This is a genomic window from Paractinoplanes brasiliensis (genome assembly GCF_004362215.1).
Classification (GTDB): Bacteria; Actinomycetota; Actinomycetes; order Mycobacteriales; family Micromonosporaceae; genus Actinoplanes; species Actinoplanes brasiliensis.
Genome location: NZ_SNWR01000002.1, coordinates 1,235,779 through 1,250,430, shown reverse-complemented (window position 1 = coordinate 1,250,430; position 14,652 = coordinate 1,235,779). Strand labels below are relative to the sequence as shown.

Annotated in this window: 15 protein-coding genes; 11 read left to right on the top strand and 4 right to left on the bottom strand. The window is 71.1% G+C overall.

What is annotated here, in order from left to right:
• Positions 1 to 123: 123 nt before the first annotated feature.
• The gene (locus tag C8E87_RS37805) at positions 124 to 1,221 is read left to right on the top strand and encodes a GGDEF domain-containing protein (protein ID WP_133878166.1); all 1,098 of its coding nucleotides are present in this window, start codon (positions 124 to 126) and stop codon (positions 1,219 to 1,221) included.
• On the opposite strand, the gene C8E87_RS37800 is transcribed toward C8E87_RS37805, so the two are convergent.
• Positions 1,222 to 1,887 (bottom strand): TetR/AcrR family transcriptional regulator, encoded by a 666-nt coding sequence (locus C8E87_RS37800; RefSeq protein ID WP_239080117.1) that lies wholly within the window; start codon positions 1,885 to 1,887, stop codon positions 1,222 to 1,224.
• Positions 1,888 to 1,950: 63 nt separating this feature from the next.
• Here C8E87_RS37800 and C8E87_RS37795 point away from each other — a divergent pair, with 63 nt between their 5' ends.
• On the top strand, positions 1,951 to 2,640 hold the full coding sequence (locus tag C8E87_RS37795; RefSeq protein WP_133878165.1) for a DUF4386 domain-containing protein: 690 nt from the start codon (positions 1,951 to 1,953) through the stop codon (positions 2,638 to 2,640).
• On the opposite strand, the gene C8E87_RS37790 is transcribed toward C8E87_RS37795, so the two are convergent.
• On the bottom strand, positions 2,556 to 3,287 hold the full coding sequence (locus C8E87_RS37790) for a type III effector protein (protein WP_203720586.1): 732 nt from the start codon (positions 3,285 to 3,287) through the stop codon (positions 2,556 to 2,558). The genes C8E87_RS37795 and C8E87_RS37790 overlap by 85 nt on opposite strands.
• Before the next feature lie 118 nt (positions 3,288 to 3,405).
• On the opposite strand from C8E87_RS37790, the gene C8E87_RS37785 reads away from it, so the two are divergent.
• The 8 genes from C8E87_RS37785 to C8E87_RS37755 all read left to right on the top strand — a co-directional run bounded on the left by C8E87_RS37785 (position 3,406) and on the right by C8E87_RS37755 (position 10,596).
• Complete coding sequence (locus tag C8E87_RS37785; protein ID WP_133879207.1) at positions 3,406 to 3,852, top strand: Hsp20/alpha crystallin family protein; 447 nt, start codon at positions 3,406 to 3,408, stop codon at positions 3,850 to 3,852.
• Positions 3,853 to 3,897: 45 nt separating this feature from the next.
• Complete coding sequence (locus tag C8E87_RS37780) at positions 3,898 to 4,245, top strand: hypothetical protein (protein WP_133878164.1); 348 nt, start codon at positions 3,898 to 3,900, stop codon at positions 4,243 to 4,245.
• A 187-nt stretch (positions 4,246 to 4,432) separates the two neighbouring features.
• On the top strand, positions 4,433 to 6,421 hold the full coding sequence (locus tag C8E87_RS37775) for a sensor histidine kinase (RefSeq protein WP_133878163.1): 1,989 nt from the start codon (positions 4,433 to 4,435) through the stop codon (positions 6,419 to 6,421).
• Positions 6,422 to 6,597: 176 nt separating this feature from the next.
• Entirely contained in the window at positions 6,598 to 6,735 is a 138-nt protein-coding gene (locus C8E87_RS44030) for a hypothetical protein (RefSeq protein WP_166661410.1), read from the top strand.
• A gap of 98 nt (positions 6,736 to 6,833) precedes the next feature.
• The gene (locus C8E87_RS37770) at positions 6,834 to 7,238 is read left to right on the top strand and encodes a hypothetical protein (RefSeq protein ID WP_133878162.1); all 405 of its coding nucleotides are present in this window, start codon (positions 6,834 to 6,836) and stop codon (positions 7,236 to 7,238) included.
• Positions 7,239 to 7,332: 94 nt separating this feature from the next.
• Positions 7,333 to 8,562: a serine hydrolase domain-containing protein gene (locus C8E87_RS37765; RefSeq protein ID WP_133878161.1), complete on the top strand. Its 1,230-nt coding sequence runs from the start codon at positions 7,333 to 7,335 to the stop codon at positions 8,560 to 8,562.
• Between the two features lie 75 nt (positions 8,563 to 8,637).
• Positions 8,638 to 9,813, top strand: a complete 1,176-nt coding sequence (locus C8E87_RS37760) for an alpha/beta fold hydrolase (protein ID WP_133878160.1) — start codon at positions 8,638 to 8,640, stop codon at positions 9,811 to 9,813.
• Positions 9,814 to 9,993: 180 nt separating this feature from the next.
• The gene (locus C8E87_RS37755; RefSeq protein WP_133878159.1) at positions 9,994 to 10,596 is read left to right on the top strand and encodes a TetR/AcrR family transcriptional regulator; all 603 of its coding nucleotides are present in this window, start codon (positions 9,994 to 9,996) and stop codon (positions 10,594 to 10,596) included.
• Between the two features lie 9 nt (positions 10,597 to 10,605).
• Here C8E87_RS37755 and C8E87_RS37750 read toward each other — a convergent pair whose 3' ends face one another.
• A complete protein-coding gene (locus C8E87_RS37750; protein ID WP_166661409.1) occupies positions 10,606 to 11,175 on the bottom strand; it encodes a nuclear transport factor 2 family protein in 570 nt (189 codons plus the stop codon).
• A gap of 139 nt (positions 11,176 to 11,314) precedes the next feature.
• Positions 11,315 to 12,907 (bottom strand): methyl-accepting chemotaxis protein, encoded by a 1,593-nt coding sequence (locus C8E87_RS37745; RefSeq protein WP_166661408.1) that lies wholly within the window; start codon positions 12,905 to 12,907, stop codon positions 11,315 to 11,317.
• Positions 12,908 to 13,035: 128 nt separating this feature from the next.
• Between C8E87_RS37745 and C8E87_RS37740 the strand changes: the two genes are divergently transcribed.
• Entirely contained in the window at positions 13,036 to 14,592 is a 1,557-nt protein-coding gene (locus C8E87_RS37740) for a dolichyl-phosphate-mannose--protein mannosyltransferase (protein WP_239080116.1), read from the top strand.
• Positions 14,593 to 14,652: the final 60 nt, after the last annotated feature.

Here is a 14,652-nt window from a genome sequence, read left to right as displayed (position 1 = left end):
CCACTGTCTGTGACGAGCGACAGTCAGAACCGATCCCCGTACGCCGACACGGGCGCCCGCGAACTGGATAAGATCCGGTCTTCAGGCGCGTGGCACGGATGCCGCGGCCGCTGGGGAGGCGGGTTGACCAGCATCGAGGATCTGTCGTCGCGGTTGTCCGACGCCCTCGCGCAGCTCGACGGGCTCCGCACCCTCCAGGAGGTCAGCCGGGCGGTGCACGCCAGCCTCGACCTCACGGCGACGATGGACGCGGTGGTCCACGGTGTCACCAGGGCGTCCGGCTTCGAGGTCGCGGTCATCAACGTGGTGCAGCCCGGCGGCGACTTCATGGTGGTCTCGGCGGACGGCACCGACGAGATCCGGCGTTCGCTGCTCGGCACCCGCACGACCCTGGCCATCTGGGACGAGCTGTTCGGCAAGGCCGAGCGGTGGGGCTCGCTGTATTTCATCGGCGCCGGCAACACCATCCCCGAGTCGATGATCACGTGGACCTCGGACACGCTCCCGATGCCCGAGACACCCGACGGCTGGCACCCCGACGACATGCTGCTCGCGCCGCTGACCGCCCCGACCGGTGAGCTGGCCGGCGTGCTCAGCGTCGACCTGCCCCTCGACGGGCGGCGGCCCGGCCCGGTGCAGCGCGAGATGCTCGAGCTCTTCGCCCAGCACGCCTCGATCGCCGTGCACCACGCTCGCCTGCACCACGAGCTGGCCGAGAGCCGGGCCCGGCTGGCCCACGCGGCCACCCACGACCCGCTCACCGGCCTGGCCAACCGGGCGATGCTGCGGGCCTTCACCGAGGAGCTGGCCGGGCGTGCCGGCGGCGAGGTCGGCGTGATGGTGATCGACCTCGACGACTTCAAGGCCGTCAACGACGCGGGCGGGCACGACGCGGGCGACGAGGTGCTGCGCGCGGTGGCCGAGCGCATGTCCGCCCTCGTACGGGGGGAAGATCTTTTGGCCCGGGCCGGTGGGGACGAGTTCGTCGTCGTGGTCGCGGGCAGCGATGTGGAGCCGGTGTTGCGCGACACGGCCGAGCGGATCCATCAGGCGCTCAGCGAGCCGATCGAGACGCGCGACGGGCCGTGCAAGGTGGGCGCGAGCATCGGTCACGCGTACGGGGAGAGCGGCAGCGATTTCGCCCAGCTGGCCGCTGCGGCCGACGCCGACATGTACCGCAGCAAGCAGCGGCACCGGGCCAAGCGCCCCTGGGTCGCCTGATCAGCCTTGGCGGCGCAGGTCCTCGAGCCCGTTGAGCAGCAGGTCGAGCGTGAACTCGAACTCGGCCTGGCTGTCGCACCAGCCCAGCGTGGGGTCGCCGGCGTCGTGGATCTCGGACGCCACCATCGCGGTGACATGGGGCAGCGCCTCGGCCATGGCCGCCAGCTCGGCCTCGGAGGCCTCCGGTTCGAAGTCGCCGCCCGGCGCGAACACCTCCTGGGCGAAGCCGAGCGGCATGCTCCCGAACGCGTGCAGCGCCCGGTGCGCCAGGTGGTAGGTGAAGCCGGCGCCGACCAGCGTGGCCAGGATGCCGTCGTAGTAGGCGAAAACAGTCGGTGGCACGGACGTCCGTGAGGCGATGAGCCCCGGCGCCCACGGGTGGCGCAGCATGACGCGGCGAGCGGTGAGGAACTGCCGGCGCAGCTGGGTGCGCCAGTCGCCGGCGTGCTCATGCGCCACCGCTGCCGTCACCTCGCCCAGCAGGCACTCCACGACGCCGTCGAGCAGGGCCTGCTTGCCCGGCAGGTGGTGGTAGAGCGACATCGCCTCGACACCCAGGCCGGCCGCGAGACCGCGCATGGTGAGGGCGGCCAGCCCGTCCCTGTCGGCCAGCGCGACCGCCGCCTCGAGCACGCGTTCCCGGGTCAGCGGAGTCCTGGTCACCACGGCTTGACCTTACAACGTATGGTGAACCTTACAACGTAAGGCAGATCGTTTCGGGAGGCAGTCATGATCCGTACGGCCCGTGTCACCGGGCTCCTCTATCTCGGGCTCGCCCTCGGCGGCGGGGTCGGCTTCCTGCTCGTCCGCCCGCGGCTGTTCGACCCGGCCGACCCGTCCGCGACGCTGGCCAACCTGGTCGCCGATCCCGCGCTGGCCCGGGCGGGCATCGTGTTCGAACTGTTCGCCGTGCTGACCCAGGCCCTCGCGGCCGTCTGGTTCGCCCGGCTCTTCCGCCGCCCCGCCGCCTGGGCCATCGCCGCGTTCGGGCTGGCCAACGCGTTCGCGCTCATGGTCAGCGCGGCCCTGTCGGCGACCGCGCTGTCGGTGGCCGAACGCCCGTACGGGGATCCGGCCGCCCTCGTGCAGACGCTCTATCTGGCCGGTGACCACCTGTGGGGGGTGGGTTCGGTGTTCTTCGGGCTGTGGCTGATCCCGATGGGGTGGTGCGTGCTGCGCTCCGGGCTGATGCCGCGGCCGCTCGGCTCGATCCTGATCGGCGGCGGCGTGGGATATGTGCTGAGCGCCTTCTCGCAGTACGCCCTGCCGGACGCGGGGCTGGTTGCCGAGTTGCTGGTCCTCCCGGCCACGGTGGGGGAGTTCTGGATCATCGGCTACCTGTTGATCGTGGGGGTCCGCCGCGGCGTCGCGCCGGCCGGCCCGGACATTCCGGAAGTTTCGCCGGCGCTACCGGCATGACCGGGTGGGGGATCGTGGCGGGCCGGGCGCTGCCGCACCTGAGCGGCGCGCTCGGTGACCGCGTCGATCTGGGCCGACAGCTCGGGATGCCGGGACAGATGCGGCTGAGCGTCGGCGAGCAGGCCGGGCAGGGCGGCGGCGTCCGGGGCGCCGAGGGCCTCGTGCAGCCGATCGACCGGCTCAGTGGCGGCCTCGGTGAGGTCGGTCAGGGCCACCACCTGCCCGGCCAGCCGTCGCAGGTCTGCCGTGTTGTCGTTGGCCCAGCGGGTGACGGCGCGGTGCCCGGCGCGGCGATCACGTTCGGCCTGGACGCGGGCGTCGCGGGTGGCTCCGTCTCCTGTTGTCAGGGCGCTGCGCAGGTATCGGCGTTCGGCGGCCTGACGGCTGGCCACACCGAGCGCGGACGCCAGGCTCTGCCACGAGACGCCCGCGGCCCGCGCCGCGGTGATCAGGACAGGTTCGATGGCGGTCAGCTCGGCCTGGGCCCAGCGCAGCAGCTCCAGGGCTTGCAGCAGATGCTCCGGGCTGACCTGGTTGTCGTCGGCGTTCGCGCGCAGCGAGCCTGCGACGGCGGCCAGGGCGGCGGTGACGGCGCCGAGGTCGTCGCGGTTCCCCTCGGCGATCACTTCGGCAGCGGCGTTCGGCATGCCTACCTCTCCGGCATCTGTCATCTTTCCGATGACGTTCCACTTGTCATCGGAACGATGACATGCTAGAAACAAGGTACGCGCATTGACCACCACAGTCGAGACCGAGGAGGCAGCCATGTTGATGCGCAGTGAGCCCTTCTACGAGTTCAACCGGCTCGCCCAGCAGTTCTTCGGCGGCACACCCGCCGGCAGCTGGACTCGTCCGGCCACGATGCCGGTGGACGCCGTCCGCAACGGTGACGAGTTCGTGATCGCCTTCGACCTGCCCGGCGTCGACGCCGACAGCATCAACATCGACGTCGAGCGCAACGTGCTGACCGTGCGGGCCGAGCGCCGCCCCATCGACCTCGGTGAGAAAGCCGTCACCCAGATGTCCGAGCGGCCCCTGGGCGTGTTCTCCCGGCAGCTCTTCCTGGGCGACGCCCTCGACACCGAGCGCATCGACGCCGCGTACGAGAACGGGGTGCTCGTGGTGCGTATCCCCATCGCCGAGAAGGCCAAGCCGCGCAAGGTCGCCGTGACGACCGGCCAGGCCGACCGGCAGAAATCGATCACCAGCTGAACCGGCGGCTCCTCTGCCGTCGCGGGCGACAGGCGGTGACCTGAATTGATCGACATCCTCGAGGTGCGGGCACGGACCGCGCTGTCCCCCGAGTGGGACCACGGGTTCGACGAGGCGTTCGCGGAGCTCGTCAGCAGCGACCCCGACCTGGTTCAGGCGGAGTTCGACGACCTCATCGCCTCGTCGTGGACCGGACCGTCCGACGTCGCGCCGCCCCCGGACCCGCCGGTCGCCGGCCCGGAGTCGTCACCGTCCGACGCCGCGCCGCCCCCGGACCGGCCGGTCGCCGGCCCGGAGTTGTCACCGGACACTGCCGCCCCCGGGCCGGTGGGGGCGCGACCGGACGGTGATTCGTGCGGCGCCCCCGCTCACCAGCGACCACCTCCACCCTGAACAGGCGTCCTCGGCTCGCCGGCCGGTTCGGCCGGCGAGCCTCCGCCTCCGCGTGTGACCAGCGTGAATCCCAGAACGTGGGAACAGAAGGCCCGGCCGAACCGGAGCGGGCTGTGATCCGTATTCCACTTTGGATTCCGCCAGGTCCTACCTCTGGTGCGCCGGACCCGCCACTGATTGAGGTCACATGCGAAAGAAACCCAGGTCCATACGTTCCAAGGTCGTGCTCGCGCTGCTGGTGCCGCTGCTCGCACTCACCGGCCTGTGGGCACTCGACGTGAAGTCGTCGTTCGCCGACGCCACCGCCCTGCGCGACACGTACAACACGCGGGACAACGTGAGCCTGCCGACCGACCGGATGGTGGCCGCCCTGCAGAGCGAGCGCACCGAGTCGATCGAGTTCCTGGCCACGCCCGACGGTGACGCCGGGGACCTGCGAGCCCGCCGGGCGGCGACCGACGCGGCCGTGGTGCAGTTCCAGGAAGGGTCCCGCCGGTACCGGGGGAGCGGTGTCTCCGCCGACATCACCCGGGCCCGCTTCGCGGACATGGCCACCCGCCTCGATTCCCTGACCTTGATGCGGGCCCGGGTCGACGCCCGCGCCGCCACCTCGATCAGTGTCCTCAGCGGTTACAGCAGCGTCATCGGGTACGCGTTCAGCGTCTCGAACGCGGCCGCGGCCTCCGGTGACCCGCTGGTGGAACGGGTCATGCGCACCATGCTCGACATGCGCCGGGCCGGGGAGCTGCTGTTCCAGGAGGACGCCCTGCTCACCGGCGCCACCACGGCCGGCCGCTTCGGCAACGGGGAATACCAGCAGCTGATCCAGATCGTCGGGGCGTTGCGGTTCCAGATCCCGACCGCGGGCGCAGCCCTGCCGGTGCCGGCCCAAGCACAGTTCAAGAGCATCCTCAGTGGCCCGGCTTTCGCGGCGCTGCGCTCGGCCGAGGATCAGATCATCACGCGCGGCCGGGCCGATGGGCCGGTCGAGATCACCTGGGAGGTCTGGAAGGAGACCTCGACCCCGGCCATCGCGCAGCTGTTCGCCTTCATGTCAGGCGGCTACGACCAGGCGGTGAACTACGCCAAGCAGGCCCGTGACCGGATATTGAAACGCTTCGGCATCACCGGCCTGCTCGGTTTGATCGCCATCCTGCTGTCGGTGGCCATCGCCGTCCGGATCGGCGGCTCTGTCGTACGGCGGTTGTCCCTGCTCCGGACGGCGGCCACCGAGCTCGCCAGCCAACGGCTGCCCGACCTGGTCCGGCGGCTCCGGGCCGGTGAACGGATCGACGTCGACGGCGAGACACCCCGCCTGCGCCTGGGCGACGACGAGATCGCCGAGGTCGGCACCGCCCTGACCGACGTGCATCGCAGCGCGCTCGAATCGGCCGCCGGGGAAGCCGCCATGCGACACGACATGAACAAGGTGCTGGTCAACGTCGCCCGGCGCAACCAGACCCTGCTGGACCGCCAGATCGAGGCGCTCGGCCCGGCCGGCGGCGTCGACGCCCGCGCCTACCAGCTGGCCGTCCGCATGCGCCGGCACGCCGACCACCTGGTGATCCTGGCCGGCTCCGCCCGAAGCCGGCGCGGCCTGGGCCCCGAGCCGCTGGCCACGGTCCTCAGGCGGGTGGCCGGCGAGAGCGAACACGCCGACCGCGTCGCCTTCGGCCCGATCGTCGAGGCCGAGGTACGCGAGCACGTCGTCACCGACCTGGGCCACCTGACCGGCGAACTGCTGGAGAACGCCGCCGCCTTCTCCCCGCCGGACACGCCGGTACGGCTGTCGGCCCAGCGGGGCCCGGACGGTGTCGTGATCGAGATCGAGGACAACGGCATCGGCATGTCAGCCACCGCGATCGAGGAGACCAACCACCGGCTGGCCCAGCCGCGCGAGTTCGACCCGGCCGACAGCGCCCGGCTCGGCCTCTTCGTGGTCGCCACCCTGGCCGCCCAGTACGGCATCAGGGTGACCCTCAGCCCGGCCGCCGCCGGCGGCATCCGCGCGGTGATGACCATCCCCGAGACGCTGGTCGTCCCGGCCGAGCGGGTCCCCGAGGGCCCAGCGACAAGACGCTCCAATGCGTCCCGCCTCGTGGGAATGGCGGGCCGCGTGGGCCCGCGAACCCACCACACCATGAGCCCGGACCGCCCCGGCGCCCTGATCGAATGAACACGTGCCGCCCCGGACAGCCTCCACCGGTCCGGGGCGGCCGGACCGTGCCTCACCGGCTGGCTGTCGCTGGGCAAGCCGTTCGCCGAGGCGGCCTTCGACGACCTCGCCTCCGCCCGGCGACACGGACGGTTCTGCGCGTCGTTCTCCGGACAGCTGCGAGCCTCTTCCTGATCGTGGAGATCGGCGCGATCGGTGTCGCCGTCGACGGGGGTTGGGTCACTGAGCCGGACACGACGGCCGGCGACCCCGTCGCGATGGCGATCGCCGCCGGCCCCATGCTTCTGATCCCGCCGACGGGCTCGTTCTCCTGATTGTCCGATTCATGCGTCGGTCCCGCCGGAAATTCCCCCACCCCCTTCGCCGGTCGGGGGTGTTACACCGGAGTGGGGACCGGTCCTACAGTGCCCAGATGACAGCGTGGGGTGAGGACTGGCGGGTGGCCGGCGGTGTTGCGACGGCGTGGTTCGACGCGCCTTCGCTGAGTGCGGGTGCCGCGCTCGCCGGTGGGGAGGCCCTGGTTGCGGTTGACCTGCGCGCTGACGGGGTGCGGGTGCGGGTCGGTGAGCCCGAGCATGCCGCGGAGGTTTCGGCGGCGGCGCGGGAGGGCGGGCTGACGGCGAACCCCGCGGTGCTGCGGGAGCTCGGCGTCGTCGTCGAGTCCGGGGATCCGTCGCGGGTGGAGCCGTTCTGGCGGCGGGTGCTGGGCTACGCGCCGGCGGTGGGGGAGGGGCTGGCCGATCCGCTCCGGCGTGACCCGGCGATGCGGTTCCGGCGGTCGGGCGAGGTGCGGCCGTTGACGATCGTGTCCGGCTGATCCCGTACGGGGACGCTTGTCCCCCGTGCGGGGTAAGCGCACTGTCCACTCTGCGGTGACGTTTTGCGGAGATCGTTTCTCTAGCGTTTCCGGCATGAAGAGATCACTTGTGGCAGGGATCGTCGCGGCGACGGTGGCGGGGGGCGCCCTGGCCGGCATCGGGGCCGCTCAGGCCGGGACAGGCGATCGGCCGGCGCCGGTCGCGCACCGGCCGAACCCGACGGCGACCCTGCAGTCCGACGCGGACGCCCTGCTGAAGTTCGGCGCGCCGGGAGTGCTGGCCGAGCTGGACACCCCGCGCGGCGCCGTGCGGGTGCGCAGCGGATACGGCAACGTCGCGGCGCGTACGCCGGTGCCGTGGGAAGCGAAGTTCCGGATCGGCAGCTACACCAAGCCGTTCGTGGCGGCGACCGTGCTGCAGCTCGTGGGGGAGCGCAAGCTGTCGCTGGACGACAAGGTCGAACACTTCCTGCCCGGCCTGCTGCGCGGCAAGGGCATCGACGGCCGGAAGATCACCGTACGGCAGCTCCTGCAGCACACCAGCGGCGTGCCGGAGTACTTCCGAGGCATCACCGACACGGGAACCGAAGAGGGCTTCCTCAAGAACCGGCTGCGCGGCTACACCGACGTCCAGCTCGTCCGCCTGTCCCTGCAGTTCCCGGCCGACTTCGCGCCGGGCGCCAAGTGGTACTACTCCAACACCAACTATGTGCTCGCCGGGATGATCATCAAGAAGGTCACCGGGCACTCGTGGCAGCAGGAGGTCCGCGCCCGGATCGTCAAGCCGCTCGGCCTGCGCGACACGTCCCTGCCGGGCGCCAGGACGGCGGTTCCGCGCCCGCACGCGGTCGGCTACCAGCGGTTCTCCGGCCCCGGCGCGACCCCGGAGGACCCCAAGTACGGCGAGCCGATCGACGCGACGGTGCTGAACCCGTCGGTGGCCGACGCGGCCGGCGAGATGATCAGCACCGCGGCCGACGCCAACACGTTCCTGCGGGCGCTGATGACCGGCAAGGTGCTCAAGCGGGCCCAGCTGAACGAGATGCTGACGACCGTCGACACCATCGACCTGCTGAAGAACCGGTGGCCCGGCGCCCGGTACGGCCTGGGCATCGTGTGGGCCGAGAACTCGTGCGGCGGTTACTGGAGCCACGGCGGCGACATCGAGGGCTTCATGACCCGCAACGGCGTCACCCCGGACGGGTCTCGCAGCGTCACCGTGTCGATCAACACCGACTCGCTCAAGCCGGCCCCCGGCGTGCAGCTGCCTGCCACCGACATCGCCACCGAGCTGGTCGACCACGCCCTCTGCGGCGTTCGCTGAGTCCCGTGGCAGCGGGGTCGTGCCCATCCGTACGCCGGGCACGGCCCCGCTGCTTCGCCGAAGGGGAACCTTGACATGAAGACTGTGAAGATCGTGATCGCCGCTGCCGCCGTGCTGGCCGCCGGCGTGGGGGTTGCCGACGCCGGCGTGGGACCGGAGGCCGGCTGGGGCGGCATCACCCGTGAACAGGTGCGCATCGACCTCGGCCAGGGCTGGGTCACCAAGGCCGAGCTGACCTATCCGAGCCGCTCGAAGGGCCGTCTGCCGCTGGTGGTTTTCCTGCACGGCAGCGGGCGCAACGACATGAACCAGACGCTGCCGGGCGGGCGGGGCTCGACGTTCGTACGGCTGGCGCAGTCCGCCGGTCACGAGGGGTACGCGACCTTGCGGTTCAACAAGCGCGGGGTGACCGGCATCGGGCCGGTGCGCACCACCGATCCCGCCCAGCTGGAACCGGCCAACCCCTATGACCGTACGCTGCGGGACGCCGCCGCCGTGGTCCGGTTCGCGGCCAAGTCGCCCCGCGTCAACCCGTCGAAGATCTTCCTGCTCGGCCACAGCGAGGGCACCCACGTGGCCGCGAACCTCGCCGCCGACCCGAAGCGCCACGGCATCCCGAAACCGGCCGGTGTGGTCGCTATGGCTGTTCTGGGCAGGCCCGTCGAACAGCTGCTGACGTTCCAGGTGTACGGGCGTCTGCTGCTGCAGCTGCACGACGAGTTCGACCTCGACGGCGACGGCGCGCTGACGGCCACGGAGGTCGGCGACGGCCTGGTGGGCCGGCCGGAGCAGGTCGCCGGCCTGTTCCGTTCCGTCCTGCTCGACGGCGCCGAGGTCAGGGCGAGCACCGACAAGAACCGGGACGGCCGGATCGCCGTCGACGCCGAGGCCGGTCCGGTGCTGCGCGAGATGACCGGCATCGACGCGTACCCGAACATCCCGGGCCTCGACCCGTTCCTGGTCGGCTATCTCGAGGACCTGGCCCGTTTCCCGGACGTCTCGAAGGCGCTGCCCCGGTTCGCCGGTCCCACGTTGCTGCTCAACGGCGAGAACGACCTCGAGACCCCGGCCCGCGCCGCGCTCGCCGCCGACGCCGCCGTGGCCGCGGCCGGCAACCCCGACCACAAGGTCGTCATCTATCCCGGCATGGTGCACACCATGAACCTGGCCCCGAAGTTCAGCGACGCGCCGGGCGAGCCGGACCAGCGGGTGATCGACGAGGTGCGCGGCTGGCTCAAAGCCCACCGCTGATCGGAATCACAAGGCCGGGACCTCGTACGCGCGGAGGTGCGGACGTTCGCACCGAGGAAACTTCTCCGAGGCGCGCCGTGAGGTCCCGGCCTGTCCACGCGTGCACGTCAGTGACCGCCATGCTGGTTAACGCTGTTAGGCTGGGGCTTCCGAGCACGCCGTCGAAGCGAAGTGACCACCATGCCGACCAGCACCAGGCGGGCGCGCGAACGCGCGAGCACCCGCGAACGCATCGTCGAGGCCGCGCTGCACATCCTCGAGAGCGAGGGTGCTTCGGCTCTGACGATGCGGCGGATAGCGGCCGACATCGAGTACTCCGCGCCCGTGGTCTATCAGCACTTCGCCAACAAGGACGCGCTCGTGCTGGAGCTGGTCGAACACGGCCACCGGCTGATGGCCGCGTCGTTCGAGCAGGCCGCCGGGGAACCCGGCATCGACCGGCGGATGATGCGGATCGCGGCGGACTACATCAGGTTCGCCGGTGAGCACCCGCACCTGTACCAGATCATGAACGGCACCGCCGTCGACGCGGAGGCCCGCCGGCGGGCGGCCGCCCCGATCAGCGCCGTCCTGATAGAACTGGTCACCGCCTGGTCGCAGGCCTACGACGTGGTCCTGGACGACTTCGACGAGGCCTGCGACATCATCTGGGGCACCCTGTACGGGATCGCCTCGCTCGGCAACCTCGGCACGGTCGGCAACGAACGCGCCCAGCGGCTCGCCCAGCAGGCGTTGCGAACGCTGCTCCGGGGATGGCGCAGCGACCTGCCGGACGAGCCGTGACGGGCGGCGTCAGCTGCCGGTCGGGGTCCAGTCCGCGGGCAGTCCGGAATCGCTCAGGATCTCGCCCCGGTTGTAGTAGTCGTTGCTCGAGACGACCAGGTCGCCGCGCAGCCGCAGCACGGTGACGACCGGAACCGCGAACGGGCGGGGCGCCCCGGCGAGGTGTCCGGTGAACGTGCCCTCGATCACCACTCCGTCGCCCCCGCGGAAGCCGCGCTTGACGTCGAACCCGAGGTTGCGGACGAGCTGGTGCGACCCGGTCGCCCACTCCACCACTCCCGCGCGACCGTGGAACACCAGGTTGAGCGCCTGGTCGGTGTAGACCGCGTCCTTGGTGTACAGGCGGGCCAGCTTCGCCGGGTCACCGCTCATCCAGGCGGCGGCCCATCGTCGCCCGATCGCCGGCACCTGATCGTGCTTCCCGCCCGGGTGTGCGTGCCCGCCCGCCTGCGGCGCCGCGGCCAGTTCCACTGGCGACACCGCCGAGGATGCCGAAGGCCCGGCGACGACGGTGACGGCGATGACGCCCGCGGCGGCCAGCGCGGCGGCGAGGCCGGGAACGACGGTCGGTGTGCGCATGTGAGTCTCCCCTGTCCTGGGCCGGCGCGGCATCCACTCGGGCCGCGTCCGACCTAACGTCGTTAGATCTTCTAACGCCGTTAGGTTAGGTCGGTGCGGAAGCCCGCGTCAAGGGAGACGAGGGTCACGTGACGGGTGATCAGATCTTGAACTGGCCGACGAGCGCCTGCAGCCCGTTGCTGAGCCGGGACAACTCCTGCGTCGCGTCCCGGATGTCGATGACGCCGTCGGTGGTGGTCTGCGCGCCCGTCGAGATGGTGGCGATGCTCGCCGCGATGTCGGCCGAACTCGTCGTCGAATCGGTGATGTGGTCGCTGATCTCGTCGGTGGCGGCGGCCTGTTCCCGGACGGCCGCGCTGATGGTGGACTGGAAGCTGCCCAGCCGTCCGGTGGTCTCGACGATCTCGCCGACCGCCTCGGCCGCCATCGCGGTGTCCTGCTGGATGTCCTGCACCTTCGCCGTGATGTCCTCGGTGGCGGCCTCGGCCTCCTGCGCCAGCTTCTTCACCTCACCCGCCACGACCGCGAAACCCTTGCCGGACTCGCCGGCCCGGGAGGCCTCGATGGTGGCGTTGAGCGCGAGCAGGTTGGTCTGCTGGGCGATCGCGCTGATGACCTTGACGATGTCGCCGATCTGCCGGCTCGAGGTGGTCAACCGGCCGACCACCTCCTGGGTGGTGCGGGCCGCCCGCACGCTCTGCTCGCAGACCCGGCCCACCTCGCCGGCCGTGCTCGTGATGGTCTGCAGCGAGCCGCCCATCGAGGAGGTGCTGGCCGCGACCGTACGGACGTTGGCCGCCACCTCGTCCGCGGCCAGCACGACCTCACCCGACTGCCGGGACGTGGCCTTGGCGTCCACCATGATCTGGATCGCGGTGCGGGTGAGCTTCTCGCTGGCCTGCGCCACCGCGTTGGCCGAGTCCCGGATCCCCCGTACGGCGGTGGCGATCTTGTCGACGAACGTGTTGAACGACCGGCTGACATCGGTGAACTGGTCGTGGCCGGTGGTCTCCAGCCGCTTCGTCAGATCGCCGTCGCCCTCGGCGATGTCCGCCAGGCGGTCCTGCAACGCGCTCAACGGCCGGAGGATCGACAAGGAGATGAGGATCGTGAGCACCACCGCGAAGAACAGCGACAGGCTACCCACCAGGGTGGCGACGCCACTGGTCCGGTCGGCGGTGTCCTCCGCCTCCTGGTGCGCGACCGCCTCCTGCTCCCGCGCGGTTGCTAGCAGCCGGTCGACGCCGCCGGCGATCACCGCGTACAGGTCGAGCCCGGGCCCGGCCACCAGGTGGTTGGCCTGGGCGACCCCCGCGGGAGTGCCCGCCCGATAGCCGGCGATCACCCGGTCGTCCAGCTCCTGGAACCTCTGGAAGCCGGACCGGATCGTCGCCACGTCCGCTTCCTCGCCCGGGGTCAGCGGCAGCGCCGCCATGTCGTCCAGCTCCTTGAGGAAGCTGTCCATCGCGGCCAGGAACGCGCTTCGCTCGGGCGCCGAGTCGGTGGTGGCCCCCGGCGCCCCGCGGACGATGTTGAACGCGTACCCGGCCTGCCACCCGCTCACATCGGTGACGCGGAACTTGAGCTGCTGGGCGGCGTCGACCCGGGCCTGGGAAAGAGCCAGCGCCGCCGCCGTGTCGCGGGTGCTGTTCGCCGACCACTCGGCGGCAATCCACAGGGCGCCCACGCTCAGGGCCAGGAGGAGCGAATACGCCATCAGGCGCGTGGTCACCCGCATTCGCCGTAGCAGTCTCACGTCGAGCCTCCGAACCGATGGTAGCCAGGCGTCACGCAGCCGGACCGGCAAACCGCGAACCCGGGCGACGAACCGGCGTTCGACACCACCACTACGATCGCGGGGTGACAACGGCTACCGTGCGGACCGAAGCGGCTCCCCAAGAGGCCGCCAAGCGGGGAGTCCCGGACATCGTGCGGCGGCGGCTGGCCACGCTCGACGACTGGCTCAACCCGTACTCGTGGCTGGTCACCGCGTTCGTCGTGGCGGTGGCGGCGCTGCTGCGGTTCCCGGGGCTGAGCGACCGCAAGGGCTACATCTTCGACGAGGTGTACTACCCGACCGACGCCTGGGACATGTTGCAGCACGGCGTCGAGTGGGACGAGAAGACCAACGGCCCCGCGTACGTCGTGCATCCCCCGCTGGGCAAGTGGCTGATCGCCGCGGGCGAGGCCGTGTTCGGCAACAACGAGCTCGGCTGGCGGGTCCCGGCCGCCGTCGCGGGCACGCTGATGATCCTCATTCTCGTCCGGGTGGCCTACCGCCTGTTCCGCTCGGTGCTGCTCGCCGGCGCGGCCGGTCTGCTCATGGCGCTCGACGGTTTCCAGCTCGTGCTGTCACGCACGTCGCTGCTCGACATCTTCCTCGGCCTGTTCGTGCTGGCCGCGTTCGCCGCCATGGTCCTCGACCGCGACCATTACCGGCGGCGGCTGCTCCGCGCGCTCGAGGACGGCTACGACCCGGAAATGCAGTTCCGCGCGCCCAGGATCGTGCCGTGGTGGCTGCTCGTCGCGGGTGTGCTGTTCGGGCTGGCGCTCGGGGTGAAGTGGAGCGCGCTGTTCTTCCTGCCGTTCTTCGGCGCGCTCGTGCTGGTGTGGCGCTGGCAGGCCCGCCGCTCGACAGGTCTGGCCCGACCGATCTCGACCGGGCTCGGCCAGGACATCGGCTGGGGCGTCGCCGCCGTGGCCCTGACCGCGGTGTTCTACCTGGCCACGTGGACAGGCTGGTTCGTCACGAACACCGGCTGGTTCCGGCACCACCGCGAGGCGAACGGCCTGAGCGAGCCCCCGATCCTGGGCACGTTGCTCAACCTGTGGCACTACCACCAGGAGGCGTACGGGTTCCACAGCGGCCTGACCAAACCGCACCCCTACCAGTCCTGGCCGTGGCAGTGGCTGCTGCTGGGCCGGCCGGTCGCCTTCGACTGGAACACGCCGACCGGCTGCGGGGCGCCGAGCTGCGCGCGCGAGATCCTGCTGCTGGGCACGCCGCTGCTGTGGTGGTCGTTCCTGCCCGCGCTGGCCGGCCTGGTCTGGTTCGGCCTGGCCCGGCGTGACTGGCGGGCGTGGGCGATCTTCGTCCCGGTGTTCGCCGGGCTGGCGCCCTGGTTCTACTACGCGGTCAAGGACGGCCGCACGATGTTCTCGTTCTACGTGCTGCCCGCGCTGCCGTTCCTGATCCTGGCCGTCGTCTACGTCCTCGGCGCGATCATGACACCTCCGACGGGCATGGCCACCGGCAAGGCCCGCACCGACCGCCAGCTCATCGGCACGGTGGCCGCGGGAGCCTACGTCATACTGGTGGCGCTGTGTTTCGCGTACTTCTTCCCGATCTTCACCAACCAGGTCATCCCGTACGAGGACTGGTCCGCCCGCCTGTGGCTCGGCAGCCGGTGGATCTGAGCGGGAGCGCCCCGGTCACGGCCGCACCCGGCGGCCGGCCGCCCCCTCGTTGCCCGGAGC

Coding starts and splice junctions, on each gene's coding strand:
- C8E87_RS37765 (WP_133878161.1), top strand. CDS start 7,333: ATGAAGAGATCACTTGTGGCAGGGATCGTCGCGGCGACGGTGGCGGGG.
- C8E87_RS37790 (WP_203720586.1), bottom strand. CDS start 3,287: ATGCCGAACGCCGCTGCCGAAGTGATCGCCGAGGGGAACCGCGACGAC.
- C8E87_RS37770 (WP_133878162.1), top strand. CDS start 6,834: ATGACAGCGTGGGGTGAGGACTGGCGGGTGGCCGGCGGTGTTGCGACG.
- C8E87_RS37750 (WP_166661409.1), bottom strand. CDS start 11,175: ATGCGCACACCGACCGTCGTTCCCGGCCTCGCCGCCGCGCTGGCCGCC.
- C8E87_RS37755 (WP_133878159.1), top strand. CDS start 9,994: ATGCCGACCAGCACCAGGCGGGCGCGCGAACGCGCGAGCACCCGCGAA.
- C8E87_RS37775 (WP_133878163.1), top strand. CDS start 4,433: ATGCGAAAGAAACCCAGGTCCATACGTTCCAAGGTCGTGCTCGCGCTG.
- C8E87_RS37760 (WP_133878160.1), top strand. CDS start 8,638: ATGAAGACTGTGAAGATCGTGATCGCCGCTGCCGCCGTGCTGGCCGCC.
- C8E87_RS37795 (WP_133878165.1), top strand. CDS start 1,951: ATGATCCGTACGGCCCGTGTCACCGGGCTCCTCTATCTCGGGCTCGCC.
- C8E87_RS37785 (WP_133879207.1), top strand. CDS start 3,406: ATGTTGATGCGCAGTGAGCCCTTCTACGAGTTCAACCGGCTCGCCCAG.